Origin of the sequence: Candidatus Accumulibacter sp. ACC007 (assembly GCF_907163205.1) — a bacterium.
In the GTDB taxonomy this organism is placed as follows: domain Bacteria; phylum Pseudomonadota; class Gammaproteobacteria; order Burkholderiales; family Rhodocyclaceae; genus Accumulibacter; species Accumulibacter regalis.
In genome coordinates, this window is record NZ_CAJQUD010000006.1 from 132,974 (window position 1) to 150,046 (window position 17,073).

Here is a 17,073-nt window from a genome sequence, read left to right on the forward strand (position 1 = left end):
CAATGAGCTTTTCCAGTTTCTTCAGCCACTACGACTACTGGGTGATGCTGTTCCTGGCGATGGCCGGGCTGTACGTCGTCATCGCCCGCGGCAACCTGATCAAGAAACTGGTCGGACTGGCCACCCTGCAAACCTCGGTGTACCTGCTCTATCTCGTACCCGGCAAGCTCATCGGCGGCACGGCGCCGATCGTGCACACCGCTTTCACGGTGTACTCCAACCCGTTGCCGCACGTACTGATCCTGACGGCGATCGTCGTCGGCGTGGCGACGCTGGCCCTCGGCCTGGCGTTGGCCGTACGCATTCGCGAAGAGTACGGCACCATCGAAGAAGACGAAATCCTGCACATCGAGCTGGGGCCGGCGAAGAACGAGTCGGCAAGATGAGCTTTGCCGAGCATCTCCCCGTCCTGCAAGTCGCCGTGCCGCTGCTCAGCGCGCCACTGGCGGTGCTTTTTCGCGACCGTCTGGCGGCTTTTCTTCTCGTCGTGGCAGGGTCCTGGGCAGCCTTCGCGATCAGCATCCTGTTGTGGCTGCAAGTGCGCGAAAGCGGGATAATTTCCTACGCCATCGGTAGCTGGCCAGCTCCGTGGGGCATCGAGTATCGCGTCGACGCACTTTCCTCGCTGGTGTTGATGCTGGTCTCCGGTGTCGGCGCGGTGGTTCTGCCCTACTGCCGTAGCAGCATCGTGCGCGAGATCCGACCCGACACCCACTACCTGTTCTATGCGATGTTCGCGCTGTGCCTGACCGGCCTGCTCGGCATAACCATCACCGGCGACGCCTTCAACCTGTTCGTCTTCCTGGAGATCTCCTCGCTCTCCTCGTACGTTCTGATCGCGCTCGGCAAGGACCGCCGCGCGCTGGTGGCGTCGTACCAGTACCTGATCATGGGCACTATCGGCGCGACCTTCATCGTCATCGGCGTCGGCTTGCTCTATGTCAAGACCGGCACCCTCAACCTGGCAGACATGGGCGTCCGGCTGCAGGACATGACCAGCCACCGACCGGTGCTGGCGGCCCTGGCGTTTCTCACCGTCGGCATCTCGCTGAAGCTGGCGCTGTTCCCCTTGCACCAGTGGCTGCCCAACGCCTACGCCTACGCGCCGTCGGCGGTGTCGGCTTTCCTCGCCGCCACCGCCACCAAGGTGTCGGTGTACGCACTGCTGCGCTTCTACTTCTCGGTGTTCGGCGAAACCGCGATCTTCAAGCAGCTGCCGATGGAGGACCTGATGCTGGTGCTGGCGCTGGCCGGAATGTTCGTCGCCTCAACCGTGGCCATCTTCCAGACCAATCTGAAGCGCCTCTTTGCCTACTCAAGCGTCGCGCAGATCGGCTACATCGTCCTCGGCATCTCCTTCGACTCGGTCACCGGGCTTACCGCCACCATCGTGCACCTGGTCAACCACGCGGTCACCAAGGGAGCCCTCTTCCTGCTCCTCGGCGCGGTGATGGCCAGCATGGGCGGCGTCACTCTGGCACGGGTTCAGGGGATCGGGCGCGTCATGCCGGTGACCACTTTCGGCATCGTGCTTTGCGGACTGAGCCTGATCGGCGTGCCCGGCACAGCGGGCTTTGTCAGCAAGTGGTATCTGATCCTGGCGGCTCTCGAGAAAGGCCAGTGGTGGCTGGTCTTCCTGATCGTTATCTCGTCGCTGCTGGCGGTGGTTTACGTCTGGCGCTTCGTCGAGGCCGCTTACTTCCGTACGCCGCGCGCCGATCTCCTACAGGCCCGTGAAGCCTCGCTGGGCCTGGCGATTCCCGCCTGGATCCTGGTCGGCGCAACGCTCTGGTTCGGTGTCGATACCTCGGTCACGGTGGGCTCCGCCGCCGTCGCAGCGAGCATGCTGCTCGGAGTGACGCCATGATCGGCAGCGAGACGCTGATCCTCGCCAGCCTCGCGCTGCCGATCGTCGGTGCCGGCGCCATCGCCCTTTGCGGACGGCTGCCAAACCTGCGCGAGGCGGCGACGCTGATAACCGCCGCCCTGCTGCTGTCATGCGTCGCGCCACTGCTGCCGCTGGTCCTCGCCGGTGAGCGGCCGGCGCTTATGCTGTTCGAAATGCTGCCGGGGCTGCCGATCGCTTTCACGGTCGAGCCGCTGGGCATGCTCTTCGCCCTTGTCGCCTCGGGTCTGTGGATCGTCAACTCGCTGTACTCGATCGGCTACATGCGCGGCAACAACGAGGAGAAGCAGACACGCTTCTACGTCTGCTTCGCGCTGGCCATCGCCGCGGCAATCGGCATTGCCTTTGCCGGCAACGTGTTTACGCTGTTCGTCTTCTACGAGCTGCTGACGCTGGTCACCTACCCGCTGGTCACCCACCACGGCACCGACAAGGCGAAGGCGGGTGGGCGCACCTACCTGGGAATCCTGATCAGCACCTCGGTCGTCTTCCTGCTCCCGGCGCTGGTGTTCACCTGGTACGTCGCCGGCACGACCGACTTCACGCCGGGTGGCATCCTGGGCGGCAAGTTGTCAGACTTCGCGCTCGCTGGGCTGCTGTTCCTGTACATGTTCGGCATCGGCAAGGCGGCGCTGATGCCTTTCCACCGCTGGCTGCCGGCAGCGATGGTCGCGCCCACCCCGGTTTCCGCCCTGCTGCATGCTGTCGCGGTGGTCAAGGCCGGCGTGTTCAGCGTCGTCAAGGTCATCGTCTATGTCTTTGGCGCGGACACCCTGGTCGCCCAGGGCGGAGCGGACTGGCTGACGGCGATCGCCGGCTTCACCATCATCGCCGCCTCGATCGTTGCGTTGCGCGCCGACAATCTGAAGCGCCGTCTGGCCTATTCTACGATCGGCCAGCTATCCTACGTCATCCTGGCGGCAGCACTGCTGACACCGCTCTCGCTCGCCGCGGCGGCCTTGCACATCGCAGCGCACGCCGTCGGCAAGATCACCCTGTTTTTCGCCGCCGGCGCCATTTACACGGCAGCCCACAAGACCAATGTCAGCGAACTGGACGGCATCGGCCGGCGCATGCCCTGGACCATGGGCGCCTTCGCCATCGGAGCCCTGTCGATGATCGGCCTGCCACCGGCAGCTGGCTTCGTCTCCAAATGGTACCTCCTGTCCGGCGCCATGGGGGCCGGCGAGTGGGCCGTCGTCGCCGTCCTGCTGGCGAGCACCCTGCTCAATGCCGGGTATTTCGTGCCCATCGTCTACCGCGCCTTTTTCCGCCCGCCGTCGGCCGAGGATGAGCATCACCCGCATGGCGAGGCGCCACTGCTCATGGTCGTCGCACTGACGACAACGGCCGCTGCCACGCTGGCGCTCTTCTTCTTTCCCGGCGTGCCGCTGGCGCTGGCGCAACAAATGCTCGGAGGCTGATGGTGAGCACTGAAAAGCACTGGCTGGTACGCCCCGAAACCATCAAGCTGTTGTGGCGCGTGTTCATCGCCGTACTGGCACTGACCGTGGCTGCCGAACTTGTCGTGCATCTGCATCCGCACTTCGGCTTCGACGGCTGGTTCGGCTTCCACGCCTGGTACGGCTTCCTCACCTGTGCCGCCATGATCGTCTTTGCCAAGGGCCTCGGCCTGCTGATCAAGCGGCCGGACACCTATTACGGGGAGGACCGATGATCCTCCACCCCGCGCTGATCCTCGTCCTCGGCGCCCTGGTCCTGCCCTGGCTCCCGCGCCCGGTACGCCAGGCGGCGGTGATCGGGCTGCCGCTGGCCACTCTATGGGCCGTCTGGCAGGTACCGGACGGCGCGGCGTGGCAACTGCATTTCCTCGATTACACGCTGACGCCGCTGGCCGGGGACAGGCTGACGCGCCTGTTCGCCACGATCTTCTCGCTGATGGCCGCCGTCGGCGGGCTGTTCGCGCTGAAGCAGGAGAGCCGGCTCGAAGTGCCGGCGGCGATGTTCTACGCCGGTTCGGCCATCGGCGTCGCCTTCGCCGGCGACCTGATCACCGTCTTCATTTTCTGGGAGCTGATGGCCATCGGCTCGACGCTCGTCATCTGGAGCGCCGGCAACCGCACGGCCTATTCGGCCAGCATGCGCTACATGGCGATCCACCTGCTCGGCGGCGTCGTGCTGATGGCCGGCATCGCCGGCCATGTCGCCGCCACCGGCTCGGTGGCCTTCGTGCCCATGGCACCGGAATCGTGGGCACAGTGGCTGATCCTCGCCGGCGTCCTGATCAATGCCGGCGCACCGCCACTTTCCGCGTGGCTGCCGGATGCCTATCCGGAGGCTTCGTGGAGCGGCACCGTGTTCCTCTCGGCCTTCACCACCAAGACGGCGGTTTATGTCCTGCTGCGCGGCTTCCCCGGTACCGAGCTGCTGATCTGGGTCGGCATGTTCATGATTTTCTACGGCATCGTCTACGCGCTGCTCGAGAACGACATGCGGCGCATCCTTGCCTACTCGATCGTCAATCAGGTCGGCTTCATGGTGGTCGGCATCGGCATCGGCACCGAGATGGCGCTGAACGGCGCAGCGGCGCACGCCTTCGCGCACATCATCTACAAGGCGCTGCTGCTGATGTCCGCCGGTGCCGTTCTGTACCGCACCGGGCAGCGCAAGTGCACCGACCTCGGCGGGCTGTTCCAGAGCATGCCCGTTACAGCGGTGTGCGGCATCATCGGCGCACTCGCCATTTCCTCCTTCCCATGGACTTCGGGCTTCGTCAGCAAGTCGATGATCTCCCAGGCGGCCGGCGATCAGCACCTGACCTTCGTCTGGCTGGGCCTGGCGGCCGCCTCGGCGGGCGTCTTCCTGCATGCCGGCATCAAGTTCCCGTGGTTCGTCTTCTTCCAGAAGGATTCCGGACTGCGCCCCGCCGATCCGCCGGCGAGCATGCAGGCGGCGATGCTCATCTTCGCCGCCCTGTGCATCGGTCTGGGACTGTTCCCCGCCCCGCTCTACGCCCTGCTGCCCTTCGCGGTGGACTACGAACCGTACAGTGGCGCGCACGTGGTGACGCAACTTCAGCTGCTGCTGTTCTCAGGTCTGGCGTTCTTCGTCATGCTCGAGTACCTGAAGCGCACGCTCACCATCTCGCTCGATTTCGACTGGTTCTATCGCGTTTTCGCCCGCCGCCTCACCGAAATGCTGACGCCGCTGTTTACCGGCCTAATCGCCGCAGTAGAGCGCTTCGCGGGCGCCCTGGTGAATCGCGGAGGCGGCGCACTTCGCCGGCACCACGGCCCGCTCGGCGCCCTGGCACGGACCTGGCCCACGGGCAGCATGGCGCTGTGGGTAACGATAATGCTACTCGCCTGGCTGGTTCTGTATTACCTGTTCTGAGCATGAGCTCCCCGGCGTTTCCAGACGACCTGGCGAGCAAGGCGGGCGGCAAGGGCGGTAGTTCCGGCGTTCATCCGGCCGACGAGCGCGAACGCGCAAGACGATTACTCATCCCGGTGGCCCCCGGCGAACGCTCGCGCTGGGGCGTTGAGTATGCGCTGTGCCAGCAGCGCAACGGCCAGCCGGTAGAGGTCGTCCTGCTCTTCGTTTCCGAAGCCGTCACCGCAGCCGACGGCCTGCGCTTTCGCACGCACGTCGAGATGGCCCGCTTCCAGGCAGAGTCCGGCGCCAAGGTCCTGCGCGACGCCGCGCAGCCGCTGCTCGCGGCAGGCGTTTCCTGCCAGGAAATCTACCGCGAAGGCGACATCGTTGCCCAGATCGGCGACGTGGCCGAACAGCTCGCCTGCGACGCCATCGTCCTGCCGCGACCGCACGCCCGCATCGCCACGCTACTCGCCCGCGACGTGGTCCGTGAAGTCATCGGGCGCAAAGGGCGAGGCGTTCCGGTGGTGACGACGGACTCCGCGGGAGTTGGTGCACAGTCCCCTGCGCAGCATCCGCGGTCCTGAACCGTCGCGGCATTCACGTCGAAGTCGGCAAGCTGGAGCAGGGGTTTGAACGCAATGTCCATAGTCAACCTGATCATCGCCGCCATGACCTTGCTCTGACGTCATGTAGCGAAATATCGCCATGCCGGTGTTCCGTGTTGTACCGTTGTACCCGCGCACGAGGTCGCTGTCCGAGCGGCAGGACTGGCGTCCTGCCAGCGCAGAGAGCGGCAACCCCGGCGGCAACCCCGGCCGCTACTTGACGCGCTGCAGCTTCGGCCGCCCGGCGGGCGGCGGAGTCTTCGGCGGTTCAGGCTGACCGCCGTCCCCGGGCGGGTTGCCGTCGCTGTCCGTTTCGCCAACCACCGCGGTCTCCGCCTCGAAAGCCATGCCGGCGCCGTTTTCCTTGGCATAAATGGCGGCGACATTGCCGATCGGTACGAGCAGGTCGCGCGCGACGCCGCCGAAGCGGGCCTGGAAGGTGATCACCTCGTTGCCCAGCTCGAGGCGCCCGGTCGCTTCGTAGCCGACGTTGAGAACGATCTGGCCATCACGTACGTGCTCCATCGGGACACGCGTGCGTGCGTCGACGGTCACAGCGAGGTAGGGGGTGAAGCCGTTGTCGGTGCACCACTGGTGGATGGCGCGAATCAGGTAGGGTTTGGTCGACGGCAGATCCAAGTTCTTTCCCATGAGAGGTGATCGACAACTGCCAATAAAGTGGCGGACGTCACCGCCTGACGGCGACTTCCCGTGCCGCCGCAGCCGGTGCTACTTGCGCATGGCTTTTTCGGATGGTGTCAGAGCGTCGATGAAACCCTGACGGCTGAAGATCCGCTCGCCATACTTCAGCAGCGGCAGCGCGGTCTTCGAGAGTTCGATGCCGTAGTGGTCGAGCCGCCAGAGCAGCGGCGCGATGGCGACGTCGAGCATCGAGAACTCTTCGCCGAGCATGTGCTTCTGCTTGACGAAGACCGGCGACATCTCGGTAAGCCGGTCGCGGATCTGCTGGCGAGCACGCTCGGCCGTCTTGCTGTTCTTCTCCAGGGCCTCGATGTAGGCGAAGACCTCGCGCTCCATGGTGATCAGCAGCTGGCGCGCGCGCGCGCGCATGATCGGGTCGGCCGGCATCAACTGCGGATGCGGGAAGCGCTCGTCGATGTACTCGTTGATGATGTTCGGCTCATACAGGATGAGATCGCGCTCAACGAGCACCGGCACGCGGCCGTAGGGGTTGATGATGGCGATGTCTTCGGGCTTGGCGAAGAGATCGACATCGATCACCTGGAAGTCCATCCCCTTCTCGTAAAGGACGATGCGGCAGCGGTGACTGAACGGGCAGGTGGTTCCCGAATAGAGATTCATCATGATCAATACCCTCAAAAACGAATCGGCATCGCGGCGGCGGCGGGCGCTTGTCGCGCCCTCGCCGGCGATGCCGTAGCCCGAAACCCGGCGTTATGCTTCGGTTACTTGATGTCTTTCCAGTAGTTCTTCTTCATCTTGTAGGCAAAACCGAAGAGAACGACCAGGAAGGCCAGCACACCGGCACCGAGCTGTTTGCGGAAGCCCGCTTCCGGCTCGGCCGCCCAGACCATGAAGCCGACCAGATCGGCAACCGTCTTGTCGTACTCGGCAGGCGTCTGCGTTCCGGGCGTCGCCAGCTCGAGCTTGTGCTCGCCGTTCATGATCTGCGTTCCCTGCAGCTGCCAGAGAACGTGCGGCATGCCGACGTTCTCGTAGATGGTGTTGTTCCAGCCGGTCGGTCGCTTGTCATCCTGATAGAAGGAACGCAGATAGGTGTACAGCCAGTCGGCGCCGGTACCGTCACCGGAGGCACGCGAACGCGCGACCAGCGAGAGATCGGGCGGCGTCGCGCCAAACCAGGTCTTCTGCTCGGCTGGCCGAGCGGCAATGCGCATCGGCTGGCCGACCTTGTCGGCGGTGAACAACAGGTGATCCTTGATCTGCTGCTCCGAAAGACCAAGCTGGGTCAGACGGTTGTAGCGCACGTAGCTCAAGCCGTGGCAGTTCATGCAGTAGTTGACGAAAGTCCTGGCGCCGCTCTGCAGAGCGGCGTTGTCGCCCTGCACGTCAGGCGCCTTGTCGAGATGGAGAGCCGCGCCGCTGGCCATGGCAATGGCCGGGGCGAGGAGCAATGCAGTGAGCAGTTTTTTCATTTTGTGCTTTCCTTTACATCGTCACGCGGTCAGGTTCCGGCTTGTACTTGTCGATCTTCGACCACCACGGCATGGTCAGGAAGAAGAGGAAGTAGTAGGCGCTGAGAATCTGCGCCACCGGAGCACCCGGAATGACGTCGAAGAAAGCGTACGACGGTGCTTTCGTGCCAAGGAAGCCAAGGATGAAAAAGGAGATCACGAAGATCGTCAGCAGGGTCTTGAAAATCGGGCCACGATAACGGATCGACTTGACCGGGCTGCGGTCCAGCCAGGGCAGGAAGGCCAGGATCACGACGCCGCCACCCATGGCCACGACACCCCAGAACTTGGCGTCGATGCCGAACAGCGGCCAGACCATGGCCCGCAGCAGCGAGTAGTAAGGCGTGAAGTACCACACCGGGGCGATATGCGGCGGCGTCTTCAGCGGATCGGCGGGAATGAAGTTGTTGTACTCGAGGAAGTAGCCGCCGCCCTCGGGAGCAAAGAAGACGATGATCGAGAAGACCATCAGGAAGACCACCACGCCGACGATATCCTTCACCGAGTAGTACGGGTGGAAGGGGATGCCGTCGAGCGGGATGCCTTCGGGGGTCAAGCGCTTCTTGATCTCGACGCCGTCCGGGTTGTTCGAGCCGACTTCGTGCAGCGCCAGGATGTGCGCAGCGACGAGACCAAGCAGCACCAACGGCACGGCGATGACGTGGAACGAGAAGAAGCGGTTGAGCGTCGCGTCACCGACGACGAAATCGCCGCGAATCCAGATCGACAGTGGTTCGCCGACCAGCGGGATGGCCGAGAACAGATTGACGATCACCTGCGCACCCCAGAAGGACATCTGTCCCCAGGGCAACAGGTAGCCCATGAAGGCTTCGGCCATCAGGCACAGGAAGAGCAGGGTGCCGAAGACCCAGATCAGCTCGCGCGGCTGCCGATAGGAACCGTAGAGCATGCCGCGGAACATGTGCAGGTAGACGACCAGGAAGAATGCCGAGGCACCGGTCGAATGCATGTAGCGAATCAGCCAGCCCCAGGGAACGTCGCGCATGATGTACTCGACGCTGGCGAAAGCGACCGGAATACCATCGGCGTTGAGCGAGGCGTCGGGCTTGTAGTGCATGACCAGGAAGATGCCGGTGACGATCTGAATGACCAGCACCAGCATCGCCAGGGAACCAAAGAAGTACCAGAAGTTGAAGTTTTTCGGTGCATAGTATTCGGAGAGGTGGCCGCGCCACATCGACGTCGCCGGGAAGCGAGCGTCAAACCACTCAAGCAGATTGCCCTGCAGGGAACCATCCGACTTGTACTTCTCGAAATTGGTATTCGACGCCATTGCTTAGGCTCCCTTCTTGTGTTCACCGATGAGGATGCGCGTGTCCGTCAGATACATGTGCGGCGGCACCTCAAGGTTGGTCGGGGCCGGCTGGCTCTTGAAGACGCGGCCGGCAAAGTCGAAGTGGGAGCCGTGACAGGGGCACAGGAAACCGCCAAGCCAGTCGGCAGCCATGCCGTCTGCCGGACCGTGCTTGAATTTCGCCGAAGGCGAGCAACCGAGGTGGGTACAGATGCCGACGACGACCATGTACTCGGGCTTGATCGAACGCGTCTCGTTCTTGCAGTACTCCGGCTGCATGTCCTTGTCCGATTTGGGGTCGGCCATGTCCTTGTTGAGTTCAGGCAGCGTCTCGAGCATCGTCTTGCTGCGGTTGATGATCCACACCGGTTTGCCGCGCCACTCGACGGTCATCATCTGACCGACTTCGAGGTTGCCGATGTCGACTTCGACCGGTGCGCCAGCTGCCTTGGCCCGCTCGGACGGCAGCATGCTGGACAGGAAGGGTACCAGCGCAACCAGCGCCCCCGCCCCGCCAACGGCAGCGGTCGCGACGACCAACCGTCGCCTTCCGCAGTCCACTTTGCTCTCATTGCTCATAGCGCTGATCCCTAGCACGTAATGGAAAGTTGGTACCAACTAAACCGCGGCATTATACGCCAAACTTGATGCAGGGAGAATTGCGAGGTGCCCGGAATTGCCTACGGGGCAAGCGGTCGGCGTTCGCGCAGCGCCTGCGCCAGCGTTCCGGCATCGACGTATTCGAGTTCGCCGCCGACCGGTACGCCACGCGCGATGCGCGAGACGCTGACGCCACGGCTCTTGAGCATCTCGGAGAGGTAGTGGGCAGTCGCTTCGCCTTCGTTGGTGAAATTGGTGGCGATGATCACTTCGCGCACCACGCCGTCGCTGGCGCGCGCCAGCAGGCGTTCGAGGTGCAGTTCGCCGGGGCCGATTCCGTCGAGAGGCGAGACGCGGCCCATGAGCACGTAGTAGAGCCCGGAATAGGCGTGCGTCTGCTCCATCATGTTCATGTCGATCGGCGTTTCGACGACACATAACTGGCTGGCGTCGCGCCTGCTCGACAGGCAGCGGCCACAGACTTCGGCCTCGGTCAGCGTGTTGCAACGCTGACAGTGACGCAGTGCGCCAAGCGCGCGCTGCAGGGCGTCGGCCAGGCGCCCGGCGCCTGCCCGCTCGTTCTGCAACAGGTGGTAGGCCATGCGTTGAGCCGACTTTGGACCAACGCCTGGCAAACAACGCAAAGCCTCGATCAGCGCTTCGAGGCTCGACGGGGCGTTCATCAGAAGGGCAGTTTCATCCCGGGCGGCAGGTTGAGCCCTGCGGAGAAGCCGGCCATGCGCTCCTGGGAGAGTTCCTCGGCGCGGCGCATACCGTCGTTCAGCGCGGCCGCAACCAGGTCTTCGAGCATTTCCTTGTCGTCCATCACCGACGCATCGATGCTCACCCGGCGCACGTTGTGGCTGCAGGTCATCAACACCTTGACCATGCCGGCGCCCGACTGGCCTTCGACTTCAAGCTGGGCCAGTTCATCCTGCGCCTTCTTCATGTTCTCCTGCATCTGCTGAGCCTGTTTCATCAGGCCGGCGATTCCGCCTTTCATCATCTTTGTTGCCTCGCTCTGGGGTAGGGAATTAAACGGGTTTTATCGACGATTCGATCAGCGTGGCGTCGAACATCTCGATCACCTCGCGTACGAAACCATCCTGCTCGACTGCGGCGATGGCGCGATCCTGGCGCTGACGACGATCACGCTGCGCGCTGGCCGCCGGCGTTTCGCCGCTGGTCGCTTCAAGTTCGACAGCCAGTTGCTGCGGGCTGCCGAAATACTCGCCCAGCGCCTGCTGCAACTTGTCCTGGGCGGGTTTCATCAACAGGTGGCGATGGGCCGGCGCCAGGCGAAGAACGATTCGTCCTCCCTGCCGCTCGCGCAGTTCGCAGTGCTGGCCAAGTTCGCGGGCCATGCCGCTGACCTTGAGTGCGGCCAGCATCTCGTGCCAGTCGCCGGTCGTTGGCGTCGCTGGCGGCAACGCCGCCGGCGCCACGGACGGCGTGGCGACCGCTGCCGCCGGCTGAACGACCGCGGCGGGTGTCGACCGGGCGAGCAAAGCGGCAGTTGAGGACGCTGCGGGTGGTGGCGTGCGCGGCGCGGCTGGTGACGGCAAGGCGGCCAACGAGGTCGCTGCCGAACGGTCGGCGACGGCCCTGGTCGCACTCGCTCCGGCACCGGGGTCGTCGCTGGCCAGCGCCGGGCGGAAGGCGTGCAGGCGTAACAGGGTCATCACGAAACCGGCCTGCTCGTCGGGCGCCAAAGGCAGTTCCCGACGACCATGGACGGCGATCTGGTAGGCGAGCTGCACGAACTCGGGGTCGAGGGCAGCGGCCAGTTCCTCGATCCGGGCGCGCTCGGGAAGGTCGTCGGCGATCGCCTGCGGTGCCAGCTGGGCGATCTGCAGGCGGGTGAACAGGGCGGCCATTTCCTGCAGCGCGGCATCGAACGACAGGCTTCGCGCCGCCATCTCGTCGGCGACGCGCAGCATCGCCGCGGCGTCGCCGGCGAGCAGGGCGTCGACAATCGACAGCAGGTGGTCGAGATCGACGGCGCCGAGCATCTCGCGCACCTGCGCTTCCTCGACCTTGCCGGCACCGTGCGCGATCGCCTGATCGAGCAGGGAGAGCGCATCGCGCATGCTTCCCGCCGCCGAGCGGGCGAGCAGCTGCAGCGCACCGGCGTCGGCGCTGATCGCCTCGACTTCGAGGATCTGCTTGAGGTGAGCGGCGATCAGCGGCTGCGTCATTTGCTTGAGGTTGAACTGCAGGCAGCGCGACAGGACGGTCACCGGGATTTTCTGCGGGTCGGTGGTCGCCAGGATGAACTTGACGTGTTCGGGTGGCTCTTCGAGCGTCTTCAACATGGCGTTGAACGCCGAGTTCGAGAGCATGTGCACTTCGTCGATGACATAGACCTTGAAGCGGCCGCGTGTCGGCGCGTACACCGCGTTCTCGAGCAACTGCCGCATTTCGTCGACCTTGGTGTTGGTCGCCGCGTCCACTTCGAGCAGATCGACGAAGCGTCCGCCGTCGATTTCCTGACACGCCGAACAACTCCCGCAGGGCGTCGCGCTGACCCCGGCCTCGCAATTGAGTGCCTTGGCCAGGATGCGCGCCAACGTCGTCTTGCCGACGCCACGGGTGCCGGTAAACAGATACGCGTGGTGCAATCGCTGCGCCGTCAGTGCGTGCGTCAGCGCGCGGACCACGTGCTCCTGGCCGACCAGGCTGGCGAAGGTGCGCGGGCGCCATTTGCGCGCCAGGACTTGGTAACTCATGGGCGGATTCTAGCAGATGGCATTTGCGGCTCCGGCAGCGGCAAGGGACAGAGGCTGACGATTTGCGGCCTGCAGAAACGGGGGCATGAACGGGAACTGGGGCGGAAGGAGGGCCGATCGGAAAAACGGCGGGCAGAAATGAAGGTGGCGAGCCTTACCCCCGGCACTCACATAAGACGGCTGTGGCTGCTTCCTTCCGGACCTGACCAGGTTCACCATCCTGCGATGCGGGGAGACCCGCCACGAAGAATGCTATCACATCAACCACCGCCGCGTCGGAAATGGCGCTGGAAGTCGTCGATGAACGTGGCCTGCTCTTCGGCGCTGCCGCCGGAGAAGGCGATCGACACGTCGAGGCGCGGCAACTGCAGGATGCCGACCTGCAGCGCCGGCAAGGGACGGCAGCGGATGTCCACGCTGCGCCCGGCCTGATGCAGCAACCAGCAACCGTCGGCCGGCTGCTGCACCTGCCAGCCGGGCAGCATCGGCTGCAGCTGGCGGCTGAACTCGGGCAGCGCCAGGGTCATCGCGAATTGCGGCATCCGGGGTCCCGGGATCTAGCCGCCGGCAATCGGCGGCCAGATCGCCAGCACATCGCCAGCGGTCAGCGTACGCGCGCCACGCTCCTGCGGGGGAACGAACTGGCCATTGAGCAGAACCAGATGCACCAGGCGCGGCGGCAGCGCCCGGCTGGCGATCAGCGCAGCGACGGTGGTCTGGTCGGGAACGTCGAGAGCGACGGCGTTGCTGCGCCGCGCTTCCGCCGGCAGGTAATCGGAAAGAAAGGCGTAGAGCTTGAGCGTGATCGGCATCAGTGCGTCGCCGCCAACCCCTTGGCGAGATAGGCTTCACTGAGCAGCAGCGGATTGGCCAGCAAGCGCGCCTTCCAGTCGCCGAGGCGAACCCGACCCTGGATCAGGCCGCGCAGGACACCGATGTGCTCGGTGTGACCGATGCTGTTGGCGCCGACCAGTTGCTCGCCGTCGAAGACCAGCCGCAGGTAGCGATACCCGGCTTGGTCGAGCAGGTGCGCGCTGCTGCAACCCGGGAACTCCTGCCACTGCCCGAAAGAGGCGGAGATCAGGCCCATGGTGTCGAGAACGTTGAATACGAAGGTGCCCGGCAGGGCGGCCGCCTGGCCGGCCATGTTCAGCGCGGCAATGCGTGCCTGCTCGACGGCGTCCGGCTGGATGGCATTGACCACGCGACGACCGGTAGCGAACTCGACCGCTTCGGCGACGTCACCGGCGGCGTAGATGCCGGCGACGCTGGTCTGCATCGAGTCATTGACGAGAATGCCCTGATCGACGGCGACGCCGCTGCCGACGAGAAACTCGACGTTCGGCTTGACGCCGGTGGCGTTGATCAACGCGTCGACCTCGAGGATTTCGCCGTCGTCGAGCCGGACCCGCAAGGCCTCGCCCGCCGGTTCGATGGCCTCCACCCGCCGGCCGGTGAGAACCTGCACGCCCTTGCCTTCGCACCAGCGACGGATCATCGCCCCGGCCACCTCGTCCATCATGCGCGGCACCATCCGCTCGCCCATTTCGACGACCGTCAGTTGCGGGCCGCGGGCGGCCAGCGACTCCAGAATGATGCAGCCGATGAAGCCGGCGCCCATCTGCAGAACGCGCGCCCCCGGCGCGACGGCGGCGGCAATCCGGCGCGCATCGGCCAGGGTCCAGCACGACAGGACCTGTGGCAGGTCGATGCCGGGGATCGGCGGCCGTACCGGATGCGCGCCGCTGGCGATCAACAGCCGGTCCCAGGCGAGGGTGCTGCCGTCGCTCAGGGTAACGGTCTGCTGGCCGGCGTCGAGCGCGGCGGCGCGCCCGTGCAGCAACTTGATACGCAAGCGTTCAAAGTGATCGGCGTCCTTGCGCAGGTAGGTGCCGGGCTCACCGATCTTGCCGCTCAGCAGGTAGGGAATGGCCATCCGCGAGTACGGCGGTTCGGCCTCGTCGCCGAGCAGGGTGATTTCGGCCTGCGCGTCGGCGCGGCGCAGCGTCTCGGCGGCAACGACCCCGGCCGGGCCGTTGCCGATGATCAGGTGTCTGATCACTTCACAGCCCCAGACGCGAGCGGGTGGCGGCGGTCGGCACGCCGTCGGGAGTCCAGCCGCGCAGGCTGTAGTACTCCGGAAGCATCTTGCCGATCTCGGCGACCATGCCTTTCGAGCCGCCGGTCTTGCACGGTTCGTTGAGCAGCCGCGGCGGCAGCGTGTCGTCCTTGCCGGTGATCCCGGCCGCGAGGTTGAAATCGCGTTCGAGATTCCAGATGCGCTCGCCCATCTGCAACAGCGACTCCTGCGACCACTCGCCTTCGCACGCCGCCTGAATCTGCGGCTGGATGTCGTTCATGGTCCACGCGAAGGTGGTGAACACGCACAGCCCACTCGAATCGACGACCGCCGTCGCGTCCTGGAACGCCTTGAGCATCTCCGGCTTGCCGGCGGTTTCCCGGGGGTCGGTCTTGACCGGGATGCCGAACACCTCGCTGGAAACCATGTAGCCGCGCAGATGGCAGGCGCCGCGGTTCGACGTCGCGTAGGCCAGCCCCATTCCCTGCAGGGCGCGCCCGTCGTAGGCCGGGAACTCCTGCCCCTTGACGGTCATCGACAGTTCGGGCCTGCCGTACTTCGCGCACACGCGCTTCGATCCCTGACCGAGGATCTTGCCGAAGCCTTCGCCGCGCGCGGTCATCTCGGCCAGTTTGCACAGCGCTTCAGCCGAGCCGAAGGGCACCTCGAGGCCGATCTCTTCCTTGCTCAGGATGCCCAGGTCGTAGAGCTCCATCACCGCGCCGACGGTGGCCCCGAAGGAGATCGGGTCCATGCCGTCCTCGTTGCACAGGAGGTTGGCGAACTGCAGCGCTTCCAGGTCGTCGACGCCGTTGGCGCTACCGAGCGCCCAGGCCGCCTCGTATTCGAGACCGCCGTTGGCCCCCCAGTACTCGGGCTTCGTTTCCACTGAAAAGTGTGTCTCGTCGATACGCGAGATCCGCCCGCAGGCGATGGTGCAGCCAAAGCACGCCTGATTGGTGACCAGATGCGTGCGGCCGTCGCTGGCACGTTTCTCGTGCATCGCTTCGGCGGAAATCTTGCGCGCGCCTTCGAACTCGACATCACGATGGTTGCGCGTCGGCAAGGCGCCCATTTCGTTGATCACGTTCATCAGCACCTGCGTGCCGTAGGTCGGCAGGCCCTGGCCGGTGACCGCGTTCTCGGCAAGCACCTTCTTGCCGGCGGTCGCGGCCGCCATGAAGGCCTTGGGATCGGCAATGTTGCCGACGCCGCGCGTGCCACGCACGGCAATCGCCTTGAGGTTCTTCGAGCCCATCACCGCGCCGACGCCGGAGCGTCCGGCGGCGCGATGCAGATCGTTGACGATGGCCGCAAAGAGGACCTGATTCTCACCGGCGCGACCGATGCTCGAAACGCGCAGCAGCGGATCCTGGTGCCGCTTCTTGAGCGTCGCCTCGGTCGACCAGACGGTCGTTCCCCACAGGTCGTCCGCCGGCAGCAGCTCGGCCAGCTCATTCTCGATGTGCAGATAGACCGGCTTCGGCGACCTGCCTTCGACGATGATCATGTCCCAGCCGGCGAACTTCAGCTCGGCGCCAAAGAAACCACCGGAGTTCGAGCAGGCAATGACGCCGGTCAACGGCCCCTTGGTGACCACCGAATAGCGCCCGCCGGTCGAGGCCATCGTTCCGGTCAGCGGACCGGTGGCGTAGATGATCTTGTTCTCCGGCGACAGCGGATCGACCTTGGGGTCGATTTCACTGACCAGATACTTGCTGGCCAGCCCGCGCTGGCCGAGGTACTGCGCCGCCCACTCCATGTTCAGCGCTTCGCTGACACAGTTTCCCTGGGTAAGGTTGACGCGAAGAATCTTGCGAGTCCATGCCATGGTCGTCTCTCCTCAAACCCGTGCCGCACTGTCGGTCTTTTGCGCCCACTTGCGCATCCGCTCGAGGCCGGTCCAGTCGCTGTCGATATAGGTGATGGCGTCCGTCGGACAGGCTTCGGCGCAGGCCGGGTCGCCACCGCAGAGGTCGCACTTCTGCACCTTGCCGGTCTCGTGGCTGTAATTGACCGTGCCGAACGGGCAGGCAATCGTGCACACCTTGCAGCCGACGCAGACTGCGTCGAGAATCACCTTGGCGCCGGTGGACGCGTCGACCTTGATCGCCTCGACGGGGCAGGCGTTGAGACACCAGGCTTCGGCGCACTGGGTGCAGGTGTAGGGAACCTTGCGCCCTTCGTGATGGAAGTCAAAAACCTTGATCAATGACCGCGACGGGTTGAAGGCCCCGGTATGCTCGTACGAGCAGGCCATTTCACACTGCAGGCAGCCGGTGCATTTGCCCGGGTCGATGTGCAAGGATTTCTGCATGACGT

The 17,073-nt window shown here is 64.8% G+C and carries 19 protein-coding genes and 1 other RNA gene; 6 read left to right on the plus strand and 14 right to left on the minus strand.

The window, feature by feature from the left end:
- Positions 1 to 2: 2 nt before the first annotated feature.
- The 6 genes from QZ634_RS14500 to QZ634_RS14525 are packed head-to-tail and all read left to right on the plus strand — an operon-like array spanning position 3 to position 5,829.
- Positions 3 to 386, plus strand: coding sequence for a cation:proton antiporter subunit C (locus QZ634_RS14500; protein ID WP_291989507.1), 384 nt, complete (start codon positions 3 to 5; stop codon positions 384 to 386).
- Positions 383 to 1,867 (plus strand): monovalent cation/H+ antiporter subunit D family protein, encoded by a 1,485-nt coding sequence (locus tag QZ634_RS14505; protein WP_291989510.1) that lies wholly within the window; start codon positions 383 to 385, stop codon positions 1,865 to 1,867. Before QZ634_RS14500 ends, QZ634_RS14505 begins: the two co-directional genes overlap by 4 nt.
- Entirely contained in the window at positions 1,864 to 3,330 is a 1,467-nt protein-coding gene (locus QZ634_RS14510) for a proton-conducting transporter membrane subunit (protein ID WP_291989511.1), read from the plus strand. The genes QZ634_RS14505 and QZ634_RS14510 overlap by 4 nt, the downstream gene beginning before the upstream one ends.
- Positions 3,330 to 3,584 carry a hypothetical protein gene (locus tag QZ634_RS14515; RefSeq protein WP_043568039.1) on the plus strand — a complete coding sequence of 85 codons (255 nt, stop codon included), beginning with the start codon at positions 3,330 to 3,332 and terminating at the stop codon, positions 3,582 to 3,584. Before QZ634_RS14510 ends, QZ634_RS14515 begins: the two co-directional genes overlap by 1 nt.
- Positions 3,581 to 5,260: a Na(+)/H(+) antiporter subunit D gene (locus QZ634_RS14520; protein ID WP_291989513.1), complete on the plus strand. Its 1,680-nt coding sequence runs from the start codon at positions 3,581 to 3,583 to the stop codon at positions 5,258 to 5,260. The genes QZ634_RS14515 and QZ634_RS14520 overlap by 4 nt, the downstream gene beginning before the upstream one ends.
- Positions 5,261 to 5,262: 2 nt before the next feature.
- Complete coding sequence (locus QZ634_RS14525; protein ID WP_291989516.1) at positions 5,263 to 5,829, plus strand: universal stress protein; 567 nt, start codon at positions 5,263 to 5,265, stop codon at positions 5,827 to 5,829.
- Between the two features lie 234 nt (positions 5,830 to 6,063).
- On the opposite strand, the gene QZ634_RS14530 is transcribed toward QZ634_RS14525, so the two are convergent.
- The 14 genes from QZ634_RS14530 to QZ634_RS14595 all read right to left on the minus strand — a co-directional run bounded on the left by QZ634_RS14530 (position 6,064) and on the right by QZ634_RS14595 (position 17,068).
- On the minus strand, positions 6,064 to 6,501 hold the full coding sequence (locus QZ634_RS14530; RefSeq protein ID WP_291989517.1) for a ClpXP protease specificity-enhancing factor: 438 nt from the start codon (positions 6,499 to 6,501) through the stop codon (positions 6,064 to 6,066).
- Between the two features lie 78 nt (positions 6,502 to 6,579).
- Entirely contained in the window at positions 6,580 to 7,176 is a 597-nt protein-coding gene (locus QZ634_RS14535; protein WP_291989519.1) for a glutathione S-transferase N-terminal domain-containing protein, read from the minus strand.
- A gap of 101 nt (positions 7,177 to 7,277) precedes the next feature.
- Positions 7,278 to 7,988: a cytochrome c1 gene (locus QZ634_RS14540; RefSeq protein WP_291989521.1), complete on the minus strand. Its 711-nt coding sequence runs from the start codon at positions 7,986 to 7,988 to the stop codon at positions 7,278 to 7,280.
- A 13-nt stretch (positions 7,989 to 8,001) separates the two neighbouring features.
- Positions 8,002 to 9,321 (minus strand): cytochrome bc complex cytochrome b subunit, encoded by a 1,320-nt coding sequence (locus tag QZ634_RS14545; protein ID WP_291989522.1) that lies wholly within the window; start codon positions 9,319 to 9,321, stop codon positions 8,002 to 8,004.
- A 3-nt stretch (positions 9,322 to 9,324) separates the two neighbouring features.
- On the minus strand, positions 9,325 to 9,921 hold the full coding sequence (petA, locus tag QZ634_RS14550; protein WP_043568051.1) for a ubiquinol-cytochrome c reductase iron-sulfur subunit: 597 nt from the start codon (positions 9,919 to 9,921) through the stop codon (positions 9,325 to 9,327).
- A 101-nt stretch (positions 9,922 to 10,022) separates the two neighbouring features.
- Positions 10,023 to 10,625, minus strand: a complete 603-nt coding sequence (gene recR / locus QZ634_RS14555; protein ID WP_043568053.1) for a recombination mediator RecR — start codon at positions 10,623 to 10,625, stop codon at positions 10,023 to 10,025.
- Entirely contained in the window at positions 10,625 to 10,948 is a 324-nt protein-coding gene (locus QZ634_RS14560) for a YbaB/EbfC family nucleoid-associated protein (protein WP_043568056.1), read from the minus strand. Before QZ634_RS14560 ends, recR begins: the two co-directional genes overlap by 1 nt.
- Before the next feature lie 28 nt (positions 10,949 to 10,976).
- The gene (gene dnaX, locus QZ634_RS14565; RefSeq protein ID WP_291989524.1) at positions 10,977 to 12,671 is read right to left on the minus strand and encodes a DNA polymerase III subunit gamma/tau; all 1,695 of its coding nucleotides are present in this window, start codon (positions 12,669 to 12,671) and stop codon (positions 10,977 to 10,979) included.
- Positions 12,672 to 12,814: 143 nt separating this feature from the next.
- Positions 12,815 to 12,913: signal recognition particle sRNA small type (gene ffs / locus QZ634_RS14570), an RNA gene on the minus strand.
- Positions 12,914 to 12,931: 18 nt separating this feature from the next.
- Positions 12,932 to 13,213 (minus strand): hypothetical protein, encoded by a 282-nt coding sequence (locus tag QZ634_RS14575; protein ID WP_291989526.1) that lies wholly within the window; start codon positions 13,211 to 13,213, stop codon positions 12,932 to 12,934.
- 15 nt (positions 13,214 to 13,228) lie between these two features.
- A complete protein-coding gene (gene thiS / locus QZ634_RS14580) occupies positions 13,229 to 13,483 on the minus strand; it encodes a sulfur carrier protein ThiS (protein WP_291989528.1) in 255 nt (84 codons plus the stop codon).
- Positions 13,483 to 14,730: an FAD-dependent oxidoreductase gene (locus QZ634_RS14585; protein WP_291989956.1), complete on the minus strand. Its 1,248-nt coding sequence runs from the start codon at positions 14,728 to 14,730 to the stop codon at positions 13,483 to 13,485. The genes thiS and QZ634_RS14585 overlap by 1 nt, the downstream gene beginning before the upstream one ends.
- A gap of 4 nt (positions 14,731 to 14,734) precedes the next feature.
- A complete protein-coding gene (locus QZ634_RS14590) occupies positions 14,735 to 16,582 on the minus strand; it encodes an aldehyde ferredoxin oxidoreductase family protein (RefSeq protein ID WP_291989530.1) in 1,848 nt (615 codons plus the stop codon).
- A 12-nt stretch (positions 16,583 to 16,594) separates the two neighbouring features.
- Entirely contained in the window at positions 16,595 to 17,068 is a 474-nt protein-coding gene (locus tag QZ634_RS14595; RefSeq protein ID WP_043568064.1) for a 4Fe-4S dicluster domain-containing protein, read from the minus strand.
- Positions 17,069 to 17,073 lie beyond the last annotated feature (5 nt).

Excerpts from the sequence above, each read along its gene's own strand:
- QZ634_RS14530 (WP_291989517.1), bottom strand. The coding sequence starts at position 6,501 with ATGGGAAAGAACTTGGATCTGCCGTCGACCAAACCCTACCTGATTCGC.
- QZ634_RS14590 (WP_291989530.1), bottom strand. The coding sequence starts at position 16,582 with ATGGCATGGACTCGCAAGATTCTTCGCGTCAACCTTACCCAGGGAAAC.
- QZ634_RS14510 (WP_291989511.1), top strand. The coding sequence starts at position 1,864 with ATGATCGGCAGCGAGACGCTGATCCTCGCCAGCCTCGCGCTGCCGATC.
- QZ634_RS14525 (WP_291989516.1), top strand. The coding sequence starts at position 5,263 with ATGAGCTCCCCGGCGTTTCCAGACGACCTGGCGAGCAAGGCGGGCGGC.
- QZ634_RS14520 (WP_291989513.1), top strand. The coding sequence starts at position 3,581 with ATGATCCTCCACCCCGCGCTGATCCTCGTCCTCGGCGCCCTGGTCCTG.
- QZ634_RS14515 (WP_043568039.1), top strand. The coding sequence starts at position 3,330 with ATGGTGAGCACTGAAAAGCACTGGCTGGTACGCCCCGAAACCATCAAG.
- QZ634_RS14595 (WP_043568064.1), bottom strand. The coding sequence starts at position 17,068 with ATGCAGAAATCCTTGCACATCGACCCGGGCAAATGCACCGGCTGCCTG.
- QZ634_RS14505 (WP_291989510.1), top strand. The coding sequence starts at position 383 with ATGAGCTTTGCCGAGCATCTCCCCGTCCTGCAAGTCGCCGTGCCGCTG.
- QZ634_RS14560 (WP_043568056.1), bottom strand. The coding sequence starts at position 10,948 with ATGATGAAAGGCGGAATCGCCGGCCTGATGAAACAGGCTCAGCAGATG.
- QZ634_RS14575 (WP_291989526.1), bottom strand. The coding sequence starts at position 13,213 with ATGCCGCAATTCGCGATGACCCTGGCGCTGCCCGAGTTCAGCCGCCAG.
- recR (WP_043568053.1), bottom strand. The coding sequence starts at position 10,625 with ATGAACGCCCCGTCGAGCCTCGAAGCGCTGATCGAGGCTTTGCGTTGT.
- QZ634_RS14500 (WP_291989507.1), top strand. The coding sequence starts at position 3 with ATGAGCTTTTCCAGTTTCTTCAGCCACTACGACTACTGGGTGATGCTG.
- dnaX (WP_291989524.1), bottom strand. The coding sequence starts at position 12,671 with ATGAGTTACCAAGTCCTGGCGCGCAAATGGCGCCCGCGCACCTTCGCC.
- QZ634_RS14540 (WP_291989521.1), bottom strand. The coding sequence starts at position 7,988 with ATGAAAAAACTGCTCACTGCATTGCTCCTCGCCCCGGCCATTGCCATG.
- thiS (WP_291989528.1), bottom strand. The coding sequence starts at position 13,483 with ATGCCGATCACGCTCAAGCTCTACGCCTTTCTTTCCGATTACCTGCCG.
- petA (WP_043568051.1), bottom strand. The coding sequence starts at position 9,921 with ATGAGCAATGAGAGCAAAGTGGACTGCGGAAGGCGACGGTTGGTCGTC.
- QZ634_RS14545 (WP_291989522.1), bottom strand. The coding sequence starts at position 9,321 with ATGGCGTCGAATACCAATTTCGAGAAGTACAAGTCGGATGGTTCCCTG.
- QZ634_RS14535 (WP_291989519.1), bottom strand. The coding sequence starts at position 7,176 with ATGATGAATCTCTATTCGGGAACCACCTGCCCGTTCAGTCACCGCTGC.